Source organism: Rathayibacter sp. PhB179, assembly GCF_004345345.1.
GTDB classification, from domain to species: domain Bacteria; phylum Actinomycetota; class Actinomycetes; order Actinomycetales; family Microbacteriaceae; genus Rathayibacter; species Rathayibacter festucae.
This window is the reverse complement of the sequence record NZ_SLVD01000002.1, coordinates 483,771-499,466: the sequence shown is the minus strand read 5'-3', so window position 1 is coordinate 499,466 and position 15,696 is coordinate 483,771. Positions and strand designations below refer to the sequence as shown.

Below are 15,696 nucleotides of genomic sequence, written 5' to 3'. Positions count from 1 at the left end.
CGTGGGCGCAGGGGCCGCCTCTAAACTGGACGCATGTCCGAGACCTACACCCTCATCCTCGTGCGCCACGGCAACAGCGAGTGGAACCAGAAGAACCTGTTCACCGGCTGGGTCGACGTGCGGCTGACCGAGCAGGGCGTCGCGGAGGCGACTCGCGCCGGCGAGCTGCTGGTCGAGGCGGAGCTGCACCCCGACGTCGTGTACACCTCCCGCCAGACGCGCGCGATCCAGACCGCGAACATCGCGCTCGAGAAGGCCGACCGCCTGTGGATCGACGTGAAGCGCTCCTGGCGCCTCAACGAGCGCCACTACGGCGCGCTGCAGGGCAAGGACAAGGCGCAGACCCTCGCCGAGTACGGTCCCGAGCAGTTCATGACCTGGCGCCGCTCGTTCGACGTGCCGCCGCCCCCCATCGACGACGAGGACCAGTACTCGCAGGCGCACGACGAGCGCTACGCCGACCTCGGCGACGACCTGCCCCGCACCGAGTCGCTCAAGCTCGTGATCGAGCGGATGCTGCCCTACTGGGAGTCGGACATCAAGCCGGATCTCGCCTCGGGCAAGACCGTCATGATCACCGCGCACGGCAACTCGCTGCGCGCGCTGGTGAAGACCCTCGACGGCATCTCCGACTCGGACATCGCCGAGCTGAACATCCCGACCGGCATCCCCCTCGTCTACACCCTCGACGAGAACTTCGAGCCGATCGGCGAGGCCCGCTACCTCGACCCCGAGGCCGCCGCCGCCGGCGCCGCCGCCGTCGCCGCCCAGGGCGCCAAGAAGTAGCCCCCCCCTCGCACCCCCGCACGGCCCGCCGGAGTCCCCACTCCCGCGGGCCGTCCGCGTCCGTCCCCTCGCACGCCGGTCGAGCAGCCGCGGCACGCGTCGTACCGAGACCCCGCCTCCGTACGACGGCGGATCTCGATACGCACGCTGCGCGCGCTACTCGATCAGCATGAATGAGCCAGGTCGCCGAACGCGCCTCTTGCACGGTGGCGCGACTCGATCAGCGTGGACGCGAAAGCCAGGTCGCGGAACGCGCCTCTTGCATGGCGGCGCGACTCGATAAGCGTGGACGCGAGAGCGAGGTCGCGGAACGCGCCCCCATGCTGTGCAAAAGAAGGCCGCGGAACGCGCCCCTTCCCTGCTGGTCGAGTAGCCGCGGCACGCGGCGTATCGAGACCCCGCGTCCTTACGACGGTGGATCTCGATACGCGCGCCGCGCGCGCTACTCGATCAGCATGGAAGTGCGGGCGATCGACCAGCGAGGCACGGTAGCTGTCACTCGACGCCCGGGCGTTGAGCGTGCAGACCAGCCGCCCCCCCACAAGGCGAACGGGCGAATCGCGTGCCAGCGATTCGTCATAGCCGTTCGCGCCCCGCTCTGCGGAACGCAAGCACGCGGTCTGCCGACCGCGGTCGATATCGCGCTCGCGCGACATCGACAAATAAACTCAGCCCCAGTCGCCCGAGATCAGGTACTGGACCTTCTTCGCGATGGACACCGCGTGGTCGGCGAAGCGCTCGTGGTAGCGGCTGGCGAGGGTGGCGTCGACGGTGTCGGCGGCCTGGCCCTTCCACGCCTCGCTGAGGACCTTGTCGAAGACGCTGACGTGCAGCTCGTCGATCTTGTCGTCCTCGTCGCGGATCTCCTCGGCGAGGCGGGGGTCCTGCGTGCGCAGCAGCTCGGTGAGCTTGTGCGCGACGACGACGTCGAGGCGGCCCATCTCGACGAAGGTCGGGCGGAGCGACTTCGGCACGACCTTGTCGGGGAAGCGGTAGCGGGAGAGCTGGGCGATGTGCTCGGCGATGTCGCCCATCCGCTCGAGCGAGGCGCTGATCCGCAGTGCGGACACGACGGTCCGCAGGTCGCGGGCGACGGGGCCCTGGCGGGCGAGGATGTCGATCGCGAGCTCGTCGAGGCTGATGGCCAGCTCGTCGATGCGGGCGTCGCTGGCGATGACCTCCTCGGCGAGGGACACGTCGGAGTGGTTGAACGCCTGGGTCGCCTTCTCGATCGCGATCTCGACGAGTCCGGAGATCTCGACGAGCCGATCCTGGACCTCGGCCAGCTCCTGCTGGAAAACTTCGCGCATCTTCTTCTCGACCCTCTCTGCGGCACGCACGGAGACCGGTGCCGATCCGCGCCGCGCACGGCGCTGCGACTGCACCAGTCCGGCGCAGGCGCAGCCATGATGACCACGGCAGGTTAACGAACGGTGCCGAGCGTTTGAACAGTACTCGACCCGCGACCCGTCGCCGGGCATCCGGTAGGGAGACGCGCGGTGGATGGATAGCCTGGGAGCGTGGATCCAGGCCTGATCGTCGTGCTGTCGCTCGTTCTCGGCATCGTCATCGGGATCGTCCTCACCAGCGTCGTCACCCTCGCCGCGCGCCAGGGCCGGATCGCCGCGGAGGTCGTCACCGTCGGCCTGCCCGAGGGCATCGGCGCGATCATCGACGCCGTCGGCGCTCCCGCGTTCGTGACCGACCCCTCCCACAACGTGCTGAAGGCGTCCGCCCGCGCGATCTCGCTCGGCCTCGTCTCCCAGGACACGCTCCTCCACCCGGACCTCGTCGCGATCGTCGACCGGGTGCGCCGCTTCGGCGACGACATCGAGCAGGACCTGGAGTTGGCGACGAGCCCGCTCTCGGACGCCGCGGTCACCCTCGTCGTGCACGCCACGCGGCTCGGCTCCCGCTTCGTCCTCGTCCTCGCCGAGGACCACACCGAGGCCCGCCGGCTGGAGGCGGTCCGCCGCGACTTCGTCGCCAACATCTCGCACGAGCTGAAGACGCCGATCGGCGCGGTCGGCCTGCTCGCCGAGGCCCTCGACTCCGCCGCCGACGACCCGAAGCAGGTCCGCCGGTTCGCGCACCGCCTCACCCAGGAGTCGCACCGCCTCGCGAAGATCACCCGCGAGATCATCGAGCTCTCCCGCCTGCAGTCGGCGGACGTCGCCGGCTCCGCCGAGGTCGTCCGCGTCGACGACATCGTGGTCGCTGCGCTCGAGACGACGCACGTGATGGCGGAGTCGCACGACGTCACCCTCGTCAAGGGCGGGATGAAGAAGGCGTACGTCGCCGGCCAGGAGAAGATGCTCGTCTCGGCGCTGCACAATCTGCTGGCCAACGCCATCCAGTACTCGCCGCCCGGCTCCCGCGTCGGGATCGGCGTCCGCTCCACCGGCGGCGTCGTCGAGATCGCCGTCACCGACCAGGGCATCGGCATCCCCGAGGAGGACCTCGACCGCGTCTTCGAGCGCTTCTACCGCGTCGACCAGGCCCGCTCCCGCCACACCGGCGGCACCGGGCTCGGCCTCAGCATCGTCAAGCACGCCGTGCAGAACCACGGCGGCGACGTCCGCGTCTGGTCCAAGCCGGGCCGCGGCAGCACCTTCACCATCCGACTCCCCGAAGTAGACCCGGCCAGGACGCCCTTCGCGTCCGCCGCCCCGATAGGAGACACCGCGTGACCAGCATCCTGCTCGTCGAGGACGAGAGCGCCCTCAGCGAGCCGCTCAGCTACCTGCTCGAACGCGAGGGCTACGACGTCACCGTCGCCGAGGACGGGCTGCGCGCCGTCGCCGCCTTCGACGAGGGCGAGTACGACCTGATCCTGCTCGACCTCATGCTCCCCGGCATGCCCGGCACCGAGGTGTGCCGCGAGATCCGCACCCGCTCCGCGATCCCGATCATCATGGTCACCGCGAAGGACTCCGAGGTGGACATCGTCGTCGGACTCGAGCTCGGCGCCGACGACTACGTCACCAAGCCGTACTCGACCCGCGAGCTGCTGGCCCGCATCCGCGCCGTCCTCCGCCGCCGCACCGAGGACCCGGGGGAGGAGCGCATCGTCGTCGCCGGCCCCGTCCGCATGGACATCGAGCGCCACACCGTCGAGGTCGACGGCGTCGAGACCCCGATGCCGCTCAAGGAGTTCGAGCTCCTCGAGATGCTGCTCCGCAACGCCGGCCGCGTCCTCACCCGCGGCCAGCTGATCGACCGCGTCTGGGGCAGCGACTACTTCGGCGACACCAAGACCCTCGACGTCCACGTCAAGCGCATCCGCTCCAAGATCGAGAAGACGCCCAAGGAGCCGGTGCTCCTGGTGACTGTCCGCGGCCTCGGCTACCGCTTCGACGCCTGAGATCGCGGGGCCTGGCGGGGGCGTCTGCGGCGTTGTCGTCGGTTGCGATACCGCCGGTATCGCGCCCTCCTCCGCCTTGCAGCCACCCCCGCCAGGCCCCGCGATCACGTGCTGACGTCGGGGGCGGCGAACCGCCGTCTGCAGACGTGCAGGCGCTGATTTGGCCGTCGCAGTGCGACGAGCGGTCAGAGGGGCCGTCGCTGCGCGACGAGCGGTCTGCGACAGGGCCGTCGCTGTGCGACGAGCGGGTTCGGCGGAACATGCTGGTCGAGTAGCCCCGCAGGGGCGTATCGAGACCCGCCCGCCGGGATGACGAAGGGCCGCCCACCGAGGTGGACGGCCCTTCGCGGGAGCGGGTGCTACTCGGCCGGGGCGTCGACGCCGGGCTGCACGGTCGGGGTGGGCAGCGCCGTCTGCGCCGGGTTCGGCGTGGGCGTGAGGGTCGGGCTGGCCGACGGGGCCGGGGTCAGCGTCGCGTAGGCCTCGAGGGCGTTCGTCAGGATCGGGACGAGCAGCTCCTCGCCCTCCTCCGAGCCGTACTGGAAGTAGACGGGGAACAGGCTGCCGGGGATCGTGTCGAGGCCCTCCATGGTGACCGACTCGGTGCTGCCCGGGCGGACCTCCGTGCGACCGGGGACCGCGTCCACCGTGTCGCTGGTGCGGCCCGTGCTCGCCTCGTACTGCACCTCGACGCTCACCGTCTCGTCGGTGTCGTTGACCAGGGAGACGACCAGCGTGCCGGTCTCGCCGTCCTCGGAGATGATCATCGCGTTGCGGATGGCGAGATCGCCGATCGTCGCACCCACCCCGTCGCTCGGGTCGTAGATGGCCCGCGTCGCCTGCGGGGCGACCAGGTTGCAGCCGGCGGTGGCGAACGCGACGCCGACCGCGAGAACGACGGATGCAGCGATGCGCGCCTTCACGGGTTCCTCCAGATCATCGGCTCCGCCCGCCCCGGACAGGGCGGAATCGAGGTGCAGGAGCCGGAAAAAGACTAGCGCAGCCTCGTCGGCGTCCCGGCCGGGCTGCCCCCTCCTCGCGCCCGCTGCTACTGTGACCGGCGGCGAAAGGACGTCCCGTTGAACACCGTCTCCGGATCGGCGCCGACCGCGGCCGTCGTGATCGTCGCCGCCGGCAGCGGCACCCGCCTCGGGCGCGAGCTGCCGAAGGCCTACGTCGAGTGCGCCGGCGTCACCATCCTCGAGCGCAGCCTCCGCACGGTCCTCACCCTCGCCGAGCCGGTCCAAGTGGTCGTCGTCGCACCGGAGTCCCTCGTCGACGCGACCGTCGAGCTGTGCCGCCGCGCCTCCGGGCCCGCCGTCGAGGTCCTCGTCACCGCCGGCGGATCGACCCGCCAGGACTCCGTCGCCCGCGGACTCGCCCTCCTGCACCCGGGAGTCGACACCGTCCTCGTGCACGACGCCGCCCGGGCCCTCACGCCCGTCGCGCAGTTCGAGCGCGTCCTCGCGGCCGTCCGCTCGACCGGCGGCGGCGCGATCCCGGGCCTGCCCGTCACCGACACCATCAAGCTGGTCGGCGCCGACGGGGCGATCCTCGACACGGTCGACCGCTCGCAGCTCGCCGCCGTGCAGACGCCGCAGGGCTTCCCCCGCCGCCTGCTCGACGAGGCCTACGCCGCCGCCGGCCGGGAGTTCACCGACGACGCGGCCCTCCTCGCCGCTCACGGCCGCGGCTCCGTCGTCGTCCCCGGCGATCCGCTCGCCTTCAAGATCACCACGCCCTGGGACCTCGCCCGCGCGGAGCAGCTGCTCGCGCCGCCGCCGTCGTCCGCGGTGCCGCGGGTCGGCATCGGAACCGACGTGCACGCCTTCGACGACGCGTCGCCGCTCTGGCTCGCCGGACTGCACTGGCCGGGGGAGCGCGGACTCTCCGGGCACAGCGACGGCGACCCCGTCGCGCACGCGATCTGCGACGCCCTGCTCGCCGCGGCGAACCTCGGCGACATCGGCTCCCGCTTCGGCACGGACGACCCGCGGTTCCAGGACGCGCACGGCGAGGTCTTCCTCCGCGCGACGCGCGAGCTCGTCGAGGCGGCCGGCTTCACGATCGGCAACGTGTCGGTCCAGCTGATCGGCAACCGCCCGAAGTTCTCCCCGCGGCGGGACGAGGCCCAGCAGCTGCTGTCCGCGCTCCTCGGCGCCCCGGTCAGCGTCGCCGCCACGACCTCGGACGCGCTCGGCTTCACCGGGCGGGGGGAGGGGGTCGCCGCCACGGCCACGGCACTCGTCCTCCCCACTCCCGGATCCGCGCACTGATCCACCGCGCCAGCCCGCCGCCCGGCCGCGCCCGCCCCGCCCGGTAAACTCGCGGCGTGACTCTGCGACTGCACGACTCGAAGGCCCAGGCCCTCGTCGACTTCGTCCCCCTCCGCGAGAACGAGGTCGGGATGTACGTCTGCGGACCCACGGTGCAGTCGTCGCCGCACATCGGGCACCTGCGCTCCGCCCTGGTCTACGACCAGCTGCGCCGCTGGCTGGCCTACCGCGGCTACCGCGTCACCCTCGTCCGCAACGTCACCGACATCGACGACAAGATCCTCGCGATCGCCGAGCAGGCCCGCCGCGCGGCAGGCGAGGGCGAGCCCTCCGAGCAGTGGTGGGCGCTCGCCTACCGCGTCGAGCTCGAGTTCACCGCCGCCTACTCCGCGCTCGGCATCCTGCCGCCCACCTACGAGCCGCGCGCGACGGCGAGCATCGCCGAGATGGTCGCGCTCGTGCAGCGTCTGATCGAGCTGGGCCACGCCTACCCCGCTCCCGACGACTCCGGCGACGTCTACTTCGACACCCGCTCCTGGCCGGACTACGGCGCGCTCACGCACCAGCGCCTCGAGAGCATGGAGGCGGCGACCGACGCCGACCCGCGCGGCAAGCGCGACCCGCACGACTTCGCGCTGTGGAAGGGCATGAAGCCCGACGAGCCCGAGTCCGCCTCCTGGGCCTCGCCCTGGGGGAGGGGCCGTCCCGGCTGGCACATCGAGTGCTCCGCCATGTCGACCAAGTACCTCGGCACCCAGTTCGACATCCACGGCGGCGGGCTCGACCTGCGCTTCCCGCACCACGAGAACGAGCTCGCCCAGTCGAGTGCCGCGGGCCACGCCTTCGCCAGCTACTGGCTGCACAACGGCCTCGTCTCGGTCACCGGGCAGAAGATGAGCAAGTCGCTCGGCAACTCCGTCTTCGCCTCCGAGCTGCTCGACTCCGCCCGGCCGCTGGTCGTCCGCTACTACCTCGGCTCCGCGCACTACCGCTCGACGCTCGAGTTCCACGACGGTGCGCTCGAGGAGGCCGAGGCGGCGCTCGAGCGGATCGAGGGCTTCCTCGACCGCTCCCGTCGGCGCCTCGAGGGCACCCGCTTCGCCGCCGTCGGCGAGCCGGTCGTGCCGGACGAGTTCGCCGAGGCGATGGACGACGACCTCTCGGTCCCGCAGGCCATCGGCGTCCTGCACGAGACCGTGCGGGCCGGCAACGCCGCCCTCGACGCGGAGGACCTCGGCACGGTGTCCGCGCTGCGCACCCAGGTCCTCGCCATGGCGTCGGTCCTCGGGATCGACCCGGAGGCCCCCGAGTGGGCGCGCTCCGACGACGAGCCCACCTACCGGGCCCTCACCGTGCTCGTCGACCGCCTGGTCGCCGAGCGGCAGACCGCGCGCGAGCAGCGCGACTGGGCGGCCGCCGACCGCATCCGAACCGATCTCGCTGCTGCGGGAATCACGATCGAAGACACCCAGACGGGTGCGCATTGGAGTCTCGATGGCGAATAAGCCCGGCCGCCCAGGAGCGGTCCGCAAGAAGAGCAAGGGCAAGGCCGTCGGTTCCGGCGGTCAGGGCCGTCAGGCCCTCGAGGGCAAGAAGCCCACACCCAAGGCCGAGGACCGGCCGTACCACCCCGCGGGCAAGGCGAAGCTGGCGCGCGAGCGCTTCGTCGCCGCCGGCGGCAAGGGCCGTCCCGGAGCGGCGCTGAACGGCGCGGCCCGCGGCCAGGGCCGTCCGGCCCCGTCGCGGAAGCCCAAGAGCGGCGACGAGTCCGAGATGGTCACCGGCCGCAACTCGGTCCTCGAGGTGCTGCGCGCCAAGATCCCCGCGACGACGCTCTACCTCGCGACGCGCATCGAGATGGACGACCGGGTCAAGGAGGCGCTCAAGCTCGCCACCGCCCGCGGCATCCCCGTCCTCGAGGTCATGCGCCCTGAGCTCGACCGCCTCGCCGGCCCGGACTCCGTGCACCAGGGCCTCGTGCTCAAGGTCCCGCCGTACGAGTACGCGCACCCGAGCGACCTGCTCGAGCGCAGCGTCTCCCGCGGCGTCGTCCCGCTGTTCGTCGCGCTCGACGGCATCACCGACCCGCGCAACCTCGGCGCGATCATCCGCTCCGTCGCCGCCTTCGGCGGACAGGGCGTCATCGTGCCGCAGCGCCGCTCGGTCGGACTGAACTCCGCCGCCTGGAAGACCTCGGCCGGAGCCGCCGCGCGCGTGCCCGTCGCGATGGCGTCCAACCTCACCGCGATGATCAAGGACTACAAGCGCGACGGCGTCTTCGTCATCGGCCTCGACGGAGACGGCGACACCATGCTGCCGGGCCTCGAGCTCGCCGACCGGCCGCTCCTCGTCGTCGTCGGCAGCGAGGGCAAGGGCCTCTCCCGCCTCGTCACCGAGCAGTGCGACGCCGTCGTCTCCATCCCGATCAGCGCCGCCACCGAATCGCTCAACGCCGGCATCGCGGCGTCGGTCGCGCTCTACGAGATCTCCAAACTCCGCGCCGCCTCCGAATAGCGCGGGCAGCGCGGGCGCCGGCACGGCGATCTGCGGCGTTGTCGTCGGGCGCGATACCGCCGGTATCGCGCGGGCGCCGGCACGGCGATCTGCGGCGTTGTCGTCAGGCGCGATACCGCCGGTATCGCTTCCTCCTCCGCCTTGCAGCTCACCGCGCCGGCGCCCGCGCTGACGCCGGGGGAGGAGCAAGGGGCGCCGCCTTCGGCGAGCGGTAGCAGCGGGGCGCCGCCTTTGGCGAGCGGATGAGCATGCTGATCGGCCACCGCCGAGCAAGGGGCGCTTCATGCTGATCGAGTAGCCCGCGCAGCGGGCGTATCGAGATCCACCACCGTCAGAACGCGAGTCTGCAGACCCGCCCTGCTGGTGACGGTGGGTCTCGATACGCCGCTGCGCGGCTACTCGACCAGCATGGAGGCGCAGGCTGATCGGTCATCGCCGGCCAGGGGGCGCTTCATGCTGATCGGGTAGGCCGCGGAGCGGGCGTATCGAGATCCGCGTCAGCACGCGCCGCAGACGACGGAGGGCTCGTGCCGGATCCGGGATCCGCACGAGCCCTCCGGTGGGCCGGGTCAGACGTTCTTCATCCAGTCGACGTCGGCGTCCTCGTCGGTCAGCTCGGCGTCGCCGGCGCCGTCGATGACGAGGTTCGGCAGGGTGATCGCCTCGGTCGGCGGGGCGATGATCGTCGCCTCGTCGCGGCGGTGCCGCAGGATGTCGTTCACGTAGGCGGTGACCGCCTCCGCCAGCGGCACGTCGCGCGCCTGCTGCTGAGACATGAACCAGCGGTGCTCGAGCAGCTGGTGGAACATCTCCGCCGGCTCCAGCCGCCCCTTCAGGTCGCGCGGGATCGAGCGGATGACCGGCTCGAACACCTGCGCGAGCCACTCGTGGGCGACCATCTCCTCGTCCAGCCCCTGCTTGTCGTAGGTGGCCGTGTACGAGTCGAGGTCGTTCAGCAGGCGGCGCGCCTGGTTCTCCTGTGCGTCCAGGCCTGTCAGCCGCAGCAGGCGGCGCTGGTGGTGACCCGCGTCGACGACCTTCGGCTGGATCCGCACCGTGGAGCCCGCCTCGTCGGTCTTGATCGCGAGCTCCTCGATGTCGAAGCCCAGCTCGTTGAGCCGGTTCACCCGGTCGTTGATGCGCCAGCGCTCGGAGGTCGAGAACGACTCGGCGCCGGTCAGCTCCTTCCAGAGGCTGCGATAGGCCGCGACGATGCCGTCGGACACCGTGATCGGGTCGAGGTCGTCGTCGACGCGGCCGCCCGCCTCGAGGTCCAGCAGCTCGCCGGCGATGTTGACCCGGGCGATCTCGAGGTCGTTCTCGCGCTGGCCGTTGGACAGGCCGCCCGAGTAGAGCTGCCCGGTCTCCGCGTCCACGAGGTACGCCGCGAAGGCGCCGGCGTCGCGCCGGAACAGCGTGTTCGAGAGCGAGACGTCACCCCAGAAGAAGCCGATGACGTGCAGGCGCACCAGCAGCAGCGCCAGTGCGTCGACGAGGCGCGTGGCCGTGTCCGGGCGCAGCGTCTGCGAGAACAGCGCGCGGTAGGGCAGGGAGAACTTGAGGTGCCGGGTGACCAGCACGGCGGGCAGCTCGTCGCCCTCGTCGTCGGTGCGGTTCGTGATCACGGCGCCCGGCACGACGCACGGGACGTCGAGCCGCTGCAGGGTCTTGAGCATCTCGTACTCGCGCCGCGACATCTCCGCCGTCGTCTCCTTCACGGCGACGACGTGGCCGGAGAGGTGCGCGAAGCGGACCGTGTGCCGCGAGATGCCCTTGGGCAGCGCGGCGATGTACTCGTCGGGCCAGTCGTTCAGCCGCAGGTTCCACGGCAGGTCGAGGAGGGCGGGGTCGACCGTGGCCGAGGTGATGTTGAGGGAGCCGGACATGGCGCGCCGTTCGTGTCGGGAGTCGGACGGTGGAGGGGCCCGGACGAACGCTGCCGCCGCCTCGGAGGAGACGGCGGCAGCGTGTGCGCGGGGGCGGAGCCTAGGAGAGGCGCAGTCCCGACTCGCCGTCGAAGATGTGCACGCGGTGGTTCGCGGTCACGTAGACGCGGTCGCCCGCGGTCGGGTGCACGCGGCCGTCGACGCGCGCGACGATGTCGGTGCGGCGACCCTCGACCTCGGTGTGGCCGTAGAGGTAGCCGTCCGAGCCGAGCTCCTCGATCAGGTCGACCTCGATCGGCAGGCCGCCGGGCTGGGTCGAGACGGTGACGTCCTCGGGGCGCACGCCGAGCGTGACGACCTTCTGGGCGGTCTTCGCGAGCGCCTCGCGGGCGATCGGCAGGACCGTGTCGCCGAACTTCACGCCGCCGTCGGTGACGTCCGCGTGGAACAGGTTCATCGCGGGCGAGCCGATGAAGCCGGCCACGAAGACGTTGTTCGGGTTCTCGTAGAGGTCGCGGGGCGTGCCGACCTGCTGGAGCAGTCCGTCCTTGAGGACCGCGATGCGGTCGCCCATGGTGAGCGCCTCGGTCTGGTCGTGAGTGACGTAGACGGTGGTGATGCCCAGGCGGCGCTGGAGCGTGCCGATCTGCGTGCGGGTCTGGACGCGGAGCTTGGCGTCGAGGTTCGACAGCGGCTCGTCCATGAGGAACACCTGCGGCTTGCGGACGATGGCGCGACCCATCGCGACGCGCTGACGCTGGCCGCCCGAGAGGGCCTTCGGCTTGCGGTTGAGGTAGGGCTCGAGGTCGAGCATCTTCGCGGCCTCGAGGACCCGCGCGGCGCGCTCGTCCTTGTTGATGCCGGCGATCTTGAGCGCGAAGCCCATGTTCTCGGCGACCGACATGTGCGGGTAGAGCGCGTAGTTCTGGAACACCATCGCGATGTCGCGGTCCTTCGGCGGAACGTCCGTGACGTTGCGATCGCCGATCAGGATGCGGCCCTCGTTGACCTCTTCGAGGCCGGCGAGCATGCGCAGGGAGGTGGACTTGCCGCAGCCCGAGGGGCCGACGAGGACGAGGAACTCGCCGTCTCCGACCTCGAGGTTCAGCTTGTCGACCGAGGCACGCGTGGCCCCGGGGTAGACGCGGGACGCGTTGTCATAGGTTACGGACGCCATTGTTCTTGCTCCTTCACCGGCAGGTACGTGCCGGACGATCCGAGTGAATGGAAGTGACGGTCGTCGTCGCGTGGGCGACTCCGACCAACCGTCACAGTATGCCACGGAGCGCCTGAGCGGGGAGCCTGGGCCCGATGCCGGGCGCCGGGGGCCTGCGGTATCCGTCGTTTGGAGGTTTCCCAGGGCTCGCGCGTAGGATTCCGGCGAGTCGCAGCCCGGCGGCACTTCTTCCTCTCTCATTCGGAGCGTTCTTGTCATGACCATCGGCGGAGCCAACGACCGTCTCTCGAAGAACCAGCGTCGAGAGGCCGCCCGCGAGAAGGCCCGCCGACTCCGCGAGCAGCAGAAGCGACGCGACCGCGTCAGCCGCTTCGCCCTGCAGGGCGGTCTCGCGATCGTGGTGATCGCCATCGTCGCGGTCGTCGTCTTCGCCGTCACCTCGAGCATCCGCCCGGCCGGCCCCGGCCCCGCCAACATGGCGAGCGACGGCGTCCTCGTCACGGAGGGCCTGGTGGCCTCGACGACGCCGGCGATCCCCGCCGACGGCACCCCCACCCCGAGCGCGCTCGACACCTCCACGGGCACCGTTGACATCCGGGTCTACCTCGACTACCTCTGCCCCTACTGCGGCCAGTTCGAGCAGACCAACGGCGACCAGATCAAGGAGTGGGTCACCAGCGGCGCGGCGACCGTCGAGATCCACCCGATCGCCATCCTGACCACCCGCTCGAACGGCACCAAGTACTCGGAGCGCGCGGCCAACGCCGCCGCCTGCGTCGCCGACCGCTCGCCGGACTCCTTCTTCGACTTCAACGCGGCGCTGTTCGCCGAGCAGCCGGCGGAGGGCACCGACGGCCTCTCGGACGACCAGCTCAAGCAGGCCGCCGCCGACGCGGGTGTCGAGGACACCGCCGCGGTGAACTCCTGCATCGACGACCAGTCCTTCGTCAGCTGGGTGCGCGCGGCCACCGAGCGCGCCACCTCCGGCCCGCTGCCGGGCACCGAGGTCGCCTCCGTCTCGGGCACGCCGACGGTCCTCGTCAACGGCGAGGCGTACACCGGCTCGCTCACCGACGCGGACGCCTTCAGCTCCTTCGTGCTCTCGGCCGCCGCCGACACCTACTCCTCGGCCACCCCGACCCCGACGCCCGCCGCGGGCTAGACCGCGAACCCGCTGAGACGGGTCGGAACACGCGAAGGGCCCCGGGAGACCGGGGCCCTTCGTCGTGCTCCTCGGGAGGCCTGAGCCCGGTCGCCACGGGGACGCGCTGCGGGACGGAGGACGGTCCACGATCGCGCGACAGCCGATTCCGCGCCTCCGCGTCGGCTATTCGCGCTCGTGGATAGGCTCACCCGATCTCTCCGGGGGGCCGCCATGACCACGCCGCACATCGTGACGCCGACGACCGCCGGTACACCGATCGTCGAGGGCGTCCAGGCCCTGCGCTTCGTCGCGGCTCTCCTGGTCGTCATCGCGCACGCGACGTTCTACGCGCACGAGCGCCTCGACGACTCGATCGCCGTCTGGAACGGTGCCGCCGCGGGTGTCGACGTCTTCTTCGTCGTCTCCGGCTTCGTGATGGCGGTCACCGCGGGTCCCTTCGAGGTGCGGGGCGGCTGGCGGTTCTTCGCCGTCCGCCGCGTGATCCGGATCGTCCCGCTGTACTGGATCGCCACGACCCTGAAGATCGCGTCGCTCCTCGTCCTGCCCGGGGCAGTGCTGCACGCCGCCCTCACCCCGTGGTCGGGAGTCGCGTCCTACCTCTTCCTGCCCGCGCGCAACCCCGATGGCAATGTGGAGCCGCTCCTCGGCGTCGGGTGGACCCTCACCTACGAGACGGCCTTCTACGCGGTCTTCGCTCTCGGGCTGCTCCTGCGGCGGAACGTCCTCGTGTTCGCGTCGACGGTCGTGCTCGTCGTCGCGTCCGGCCATCTCCTCCGCCCCGCCGAGGACTGGCCGGCCTGGGCGGTCTACTTCGACCCGCTCGTCCTGTACTTCGCGGTCGGCATGGCGATCGGGAGGATCGCCGGGCTCCCGCGCGCGCGCCGCGGCCTGCTCCTCGCGCTGGGCGCCGCCGCCGTGTTCACCGTCGTCGCGGCTCTCGCGCCGGAGGGGATCTCCTGGGAGCGCGACGCGCTCTTCCGGAAGGGGATCGTCACCGCCGCGTTCGTCGCGGTGGTCCTGGCCGAACCGCTCTTCCGGCGGCTCGCATCGCGTCGTGGCGCGAACCGCGTCGTCCGGCGACCGCTGCTCGCCCTGGGCGAGGCGTCCTACAGCCTGTACCTCTTCCATCCCCTGATCGGGCCGGTCGTGCCCGCCGTCCTGGCGCTGATCGGCCTGCGATCAGGAGCGCTCTCCGTCGCGGGCACGATCGCCGTCTCGCTGATCGCCGGGATCGTGATCCACCGCTGGGTCGAAAGGCCGCTCACGCGGAGGCTGCGAGGGCTGCCGTACGCCGGACTGCCGCCGGACGGCCTGAAGCAGCAGGGGGTCGCGGGGGAGCGGGCGGTCGATCGGCTGCTCACGAGGCCGCCTCGGAGCCGACGACGGGACTTGAACCCGTAACCGCCCGATTACAAGTCGGGTGCGCTACCAATTGCGCCACGTCGGCAGGTGCGTCACCGCACCGGGCCACCCTATCGCGGGGCCGGAAGCCGCCTCGGCTCCGGCCCGCGCGGGCGGATCACGGCTCGAGGATGCTCAGGTGCCGCTCGGCCGGCGTCGGCCGCTTCGGCCCGCCGATCTTGCCGTCGGGCCGGCCGACGTACAGCCAGCCGAGGAGCTCCTCGCCCTTCTCCAGGCGGTGCGCCTTCCGCACGGCCTTGGCGCGGGTGTACGAGCCGGTGCGCCAGAAGACGCCCCACCCCGCCTCGTCGAGCAGCAGGCTGAGCAGGTGCGCGACGCCCGAGGCGACGGCCTCCTGCTCCCAGGCGGGCACCTTCGACTTCTTCACGCTCACGACGACCGCGAGGAGGAGGGAGGCGCGGTGCGTCTTCTCGATGTGCTTGCGCGCGTCCTTCTTGTCGCCGGACGCGGCGGCGAAGCTGCGCCCGATGCGGTCGCGCGCCGCCCCGCGGATCTCGATGACCCGCCAGGGCCGGAGCGAGCTGTGGTCGGCGAGCCGCGAGGCGGCCGAGACGTACGCCGCGATCTCCTCGTGCCCCGGCGCCTCCGCGGTCACCTTCGAGCGGGAGCGCCGGGCCAGGACGGCCTCGAGCACGGGAGTCGCGGACACGGTCACTCGCCCTCGGTCGTGAAGTTCATCGCGATCGAGTTCATGCAGTAGCGGTCTCCCGTGGGCGTGCCGAAGCCGTCCGGGAAGACGTGGCCCAGGTGCGAGCCGCAGTTGGCGCAGCGGACCTCGGTGCGGACCATGCCGAGGGTGCTGTCCTCGATGAGTTGCACCGCGTCGGGGCGGATGGACTCGTAGAAGCTCGGCCAGCCGCAGCCGGAGTCGAACTTGGTGCCGCTCTTGAACAGCTCGGCGTGGCACGCCGCGCAGGTGTAGAGCCCCTCGCGGTGCTCATCGAGCAGCTCGCCGGTCCACGGGCGCTCGGTGGCGGCCTGGCGCAGCACCGAGTACTGCTCGCGGTCGAGCTCCTCGCGCCACTCGGCGTCGGTCTTGTTGACGGAATACGACGACATGGGTCTCCCTAGGAATCCTGGTCAGTGTACGGGGGAGGGCGCTCCCC

The 15,696-nt window shown here is 71.4% G+C and carries 14 protein-coding genes and 1 tRNA gene; 8 read left to right on the top strand and 7 right to left on the bottom strand.

The annotated features are described in order from the left end of the window. The first annotated feature begins 33 nt into the window (after positions 1 to 33). Positions 34 to 786: a phosphoglyceromutase gene (locus EDF43_RS06070; RefSeq protein WP_123445151.1), complete on the top strand. Its 753-nt coding sequence runs from the start codon at positions 34 to 36 to the stop codon at positions 784 to 786. Between the two features lie 668 nt (positions 787 to 1,454). Here the strand turns inward: EDF43_RS06070 and phoU are convergent. Then, positions 1,455 to 2,096, bottom strand: a complete 642-nt coding sequence (gene phoU / locus EDF43_RS06065; RefSeq protein WP_123445152.1) for a phosphate signaling complex protein PhoU — start codon at positions 2,094 to 2,096, stop codon at positions 1,455 to 1,457. Positions 2,097 to 2,306: 210 nt separating this feature from the next. Here phoU and EDF43_RS06060 point away from each other — a divergent pair, with 210 nt between their 5' ends. After that, on the top strand, positions 2,307 to 3,476 hold the full coding sequence (locus EDF43_RS06060; protein WP_123445153.1) for an ATP-binding protein: 1,170 nt from the start codon (positions 2,307 to 2,309) through the stop codon (positions 3,474 to 3,476). Next, complete coding sequence (locus EDF43_RS06055) at positions 3,473 to 4,150, top strand: response regulator transcription factor (RefSeq protein WP_123445154.1); 678 nt, start codon at positions 3,473 to 3,475, stop codon at positions 4,148 to 4,150. The genes EDF43_RS06060 and EDF43_RS06055 overlap by 4 nt, the downstream gene beginning before the upstream one ends. A 359-nt stretch (positions 4,151 to 4,509) precedes the next feature. Here EDF43_RS06055 and EDF43_RS06045 read toward each other — a convergent pair whose 3' ends face one another. After that, a complete protein-coding gene (locus tag EDF43_RS06045) occupies positions 4,510 to 5,073 on the bottom strand; it encodes a hypothetical protein (protein ID WP_123445155.1) in 564 nt (187 codons plus the stop codon). Positions 5,074 to 5,229: 156 nt separating this feature from the next. On the opposite strand from EDF43_RS06045, the gene ispD reads away from it, so the two are divergent. The 3 genes from ispD to rlmB are packed head-to-tail and all read left to right on the top strand — an operon-like array spanning position 5,230 to position 8,940. Next, complete coding sequence (gene ispD, locus EDF43_RS06040; protein WP_132435959.1) at positions 5,230 to 6,426, top strand: 2-C-methyl-D-erythritol 4-phosphate cytidylyltransferase; 1,197 nt, start codon at positions 5,230 to 5,232, stop codon at positions 6,424 to 6,426. 56 nt (positions 6,427 to 6,482) lie between these two features. After that, positions 6,483 to 7,931 (top strand): cysteine--tRNA ligase, encoded by a 1,449-nt coding sequence (gene cysS, locus EDF43_RS06035; RefSeq protein WP_123445157.1) that lies wholly within the window; start codon positions 6,483 to 6,485, stop codon positions 7,929 to 7,931. Next, entirely contained in the window at positions 7,921 to 8,940 is a 1,020-nt protein-coding gene (rlmB, locus tag EDF43_RS06030) for a 23S rRNA (guanosine(2251)-2'-O)-methyltransferase RlmB (RefSeq protein WP_127885979.1), read from the top strand. Before cysS ends, rlmB begins: the two co-directional genes overlap by 11 nt. 569 nt (positions 8,941 to 9,509) lie before the next feature. On the opposite strand, the gene EDF43_RS06025 is transcribed toward rlmB, so the two are convergent. Together EDF43_RS06025 and ugpC are read right to left on the bottom strand one after the other, a co-directional pair. Continuing rightward, positions 9,510 to 10,826 carry a DUF4032 domain-containing protein gene (locus tag EDF43_RS06025; protein ID WP_123445159.1) on the bottom strand — a complete coding sequence of 439 codons (1,317 nt, stop codon included), beginning with the start codon at positions 10,824 to 10,826 and terminating at the stop codon, positions 9,510 to 9,512. Between the two features lie 100 nt (positions 10,827 to 10,926). Continuing rightward, complete coding sequence (gene ugpC / locus EDF43_RS06020) at positions 10,927 to 12,003, bottom strand: sn-glycerol-3-phosphate ABC transporter ATP-binding protein UgpC (RefSeq protein WP_132435958.1); 1,077 nt, start codon at positions 12,001 to 12,003, stop codon at positions 10,927 to 10,929. A 256-nt stretch (positions 12,004 to 12,259) separates the two neighbouring features. Between ugpC and EDF43_RS06015 the strand changes: the two genes are divergently transcribed. Both EDF43_RS06015 and EDF43_RS06010 read left to right on the top strand, forming a co-directional pair. Further along, positions 12,260 to 13,165 carry a thioredoxin domain-containing protein gene (locus tag EDF43_RS06015; RefSeq protein WP_123735104.1) on the top strand — a complete coding sequence of 302 codons (906 nt, stop codon included), beginning with the start codon at positions 12,260 to 12,262 and terminating at the stop codon, positions 13,163 to 13,165. A 213-nt stretch (positions 13,166 to 13,378) separates the two neighbouring features. Next, positions 13,379 to 14,569 carry an acyltransferase gene (locus EDF43_RS06010; RefSeq protein ID WP_132435957.1) on the top strand — a complete coding sequence of 397 codons (1,191 nt, stop codon included), beginning with the start codon at positions 13,379 to 13,381 and terminating at the stop codon, positions 14,567 to 14,569. Here EDF43_RS06010 and EDF43_RS06005 read toward each other — a convergent pair. The 3 genes from EDF43_RS06005 to msrB form a co-directional block, all read right to left on the bottom strand. Beyond that, positions 14,543 to 14,615: transfer RNA gene (locus EDF43_RS06005), tRNA-Thr, on the bottom strand. The genes EDF43_RS06010 and EDF43_RS06005 overlap by 27 nt on opposite strands. Before the next feature lie 72 nt (positions 14,616 to 14,687). Next, positions 14,688 to 15,245, bottom strand: coding sequence for a nitroreductase family protein (locus EDF43_RS06000; protein ID WP_123733794.1), 558 nt, complete (start codon positions 15,243 to 15,245; stop codon positions 14,688 to 14,690). After that, positions 15,242 to 15,649: a peptide-methionine (R)-S-oxide reductase MsrB gene (gene msrB / locus EDF43_RS05995; RefSeq protein ID WP_123445164.1), complete on the bottom strand. Its 408-nt coding sequence runs from the start codon at positions 15,647 to 15,649 to the stop codon at positions 15,242 to 15,244. Before msrB ends, EDF43_RS06000 begins: the two co-directional genes overlap by 4 nt. Positions 15,650 to 15,696 lie beyond the last annotated feature (47 nt).

Bases quoted from the DNA above. Each gene is read 5' to 3' on its own strand.
- EDF43_RS06070 (WP_123445151.1), top strand. From the start codon at position 34: ATGTCCGAGACCTACACCCTCATCCTCGTGCGCCACGGCAACAGCGAG.
- phoU (WP_123445152.1), bottom strand. From the start codon at position 2,096: ATGCGCGAAGTTTTCCAGCAGGAGCTGGCCGAGGTCCAGGATCGGCTC.
- rlmB (WP_127885979.1), top strand. From the start codon at position 7,921: ATGGCGAATAAGCCCGGCCGCCCAGGAGCGGTCCGCAAGAAGAGCAAG.
- EDF43_RS06025 (WP_123445159.1), bottom strand. From the start codon at position 10,826: ATGTCCGGCTCCCTCAACATCACCTCGGCCACGGTCGACCCCGCCCTC.
- ugpC (WP_132435958.1), bottom strand. From the start codon at position 12,003: ATGGCGTCCGTAACCTATGACAACGCGTCCCGCGTCTACCCCGGGGCC.
- EDF43_RS06015 (WP_123735104.1), top strand. From the start codon at position 12,260: ATGACCATCGGCGGAGCCAACGACCGTCTCTCGAAGAACCAGCGTCGA.
- EDF43_RS06010 (WP_132435957.1), top strand. From the start codon at position 13,379: ATGACCACGCCGCACATCGTGACGCCGACGACCGCCGGTACACCGATC.
- msrB (WP_123445164.1), bottom strand. From the start codon at position 15,649: ATGTCGTCGTATTCCGTCAACAAGACCGACGCCGAGTGGCGCGAGGAG.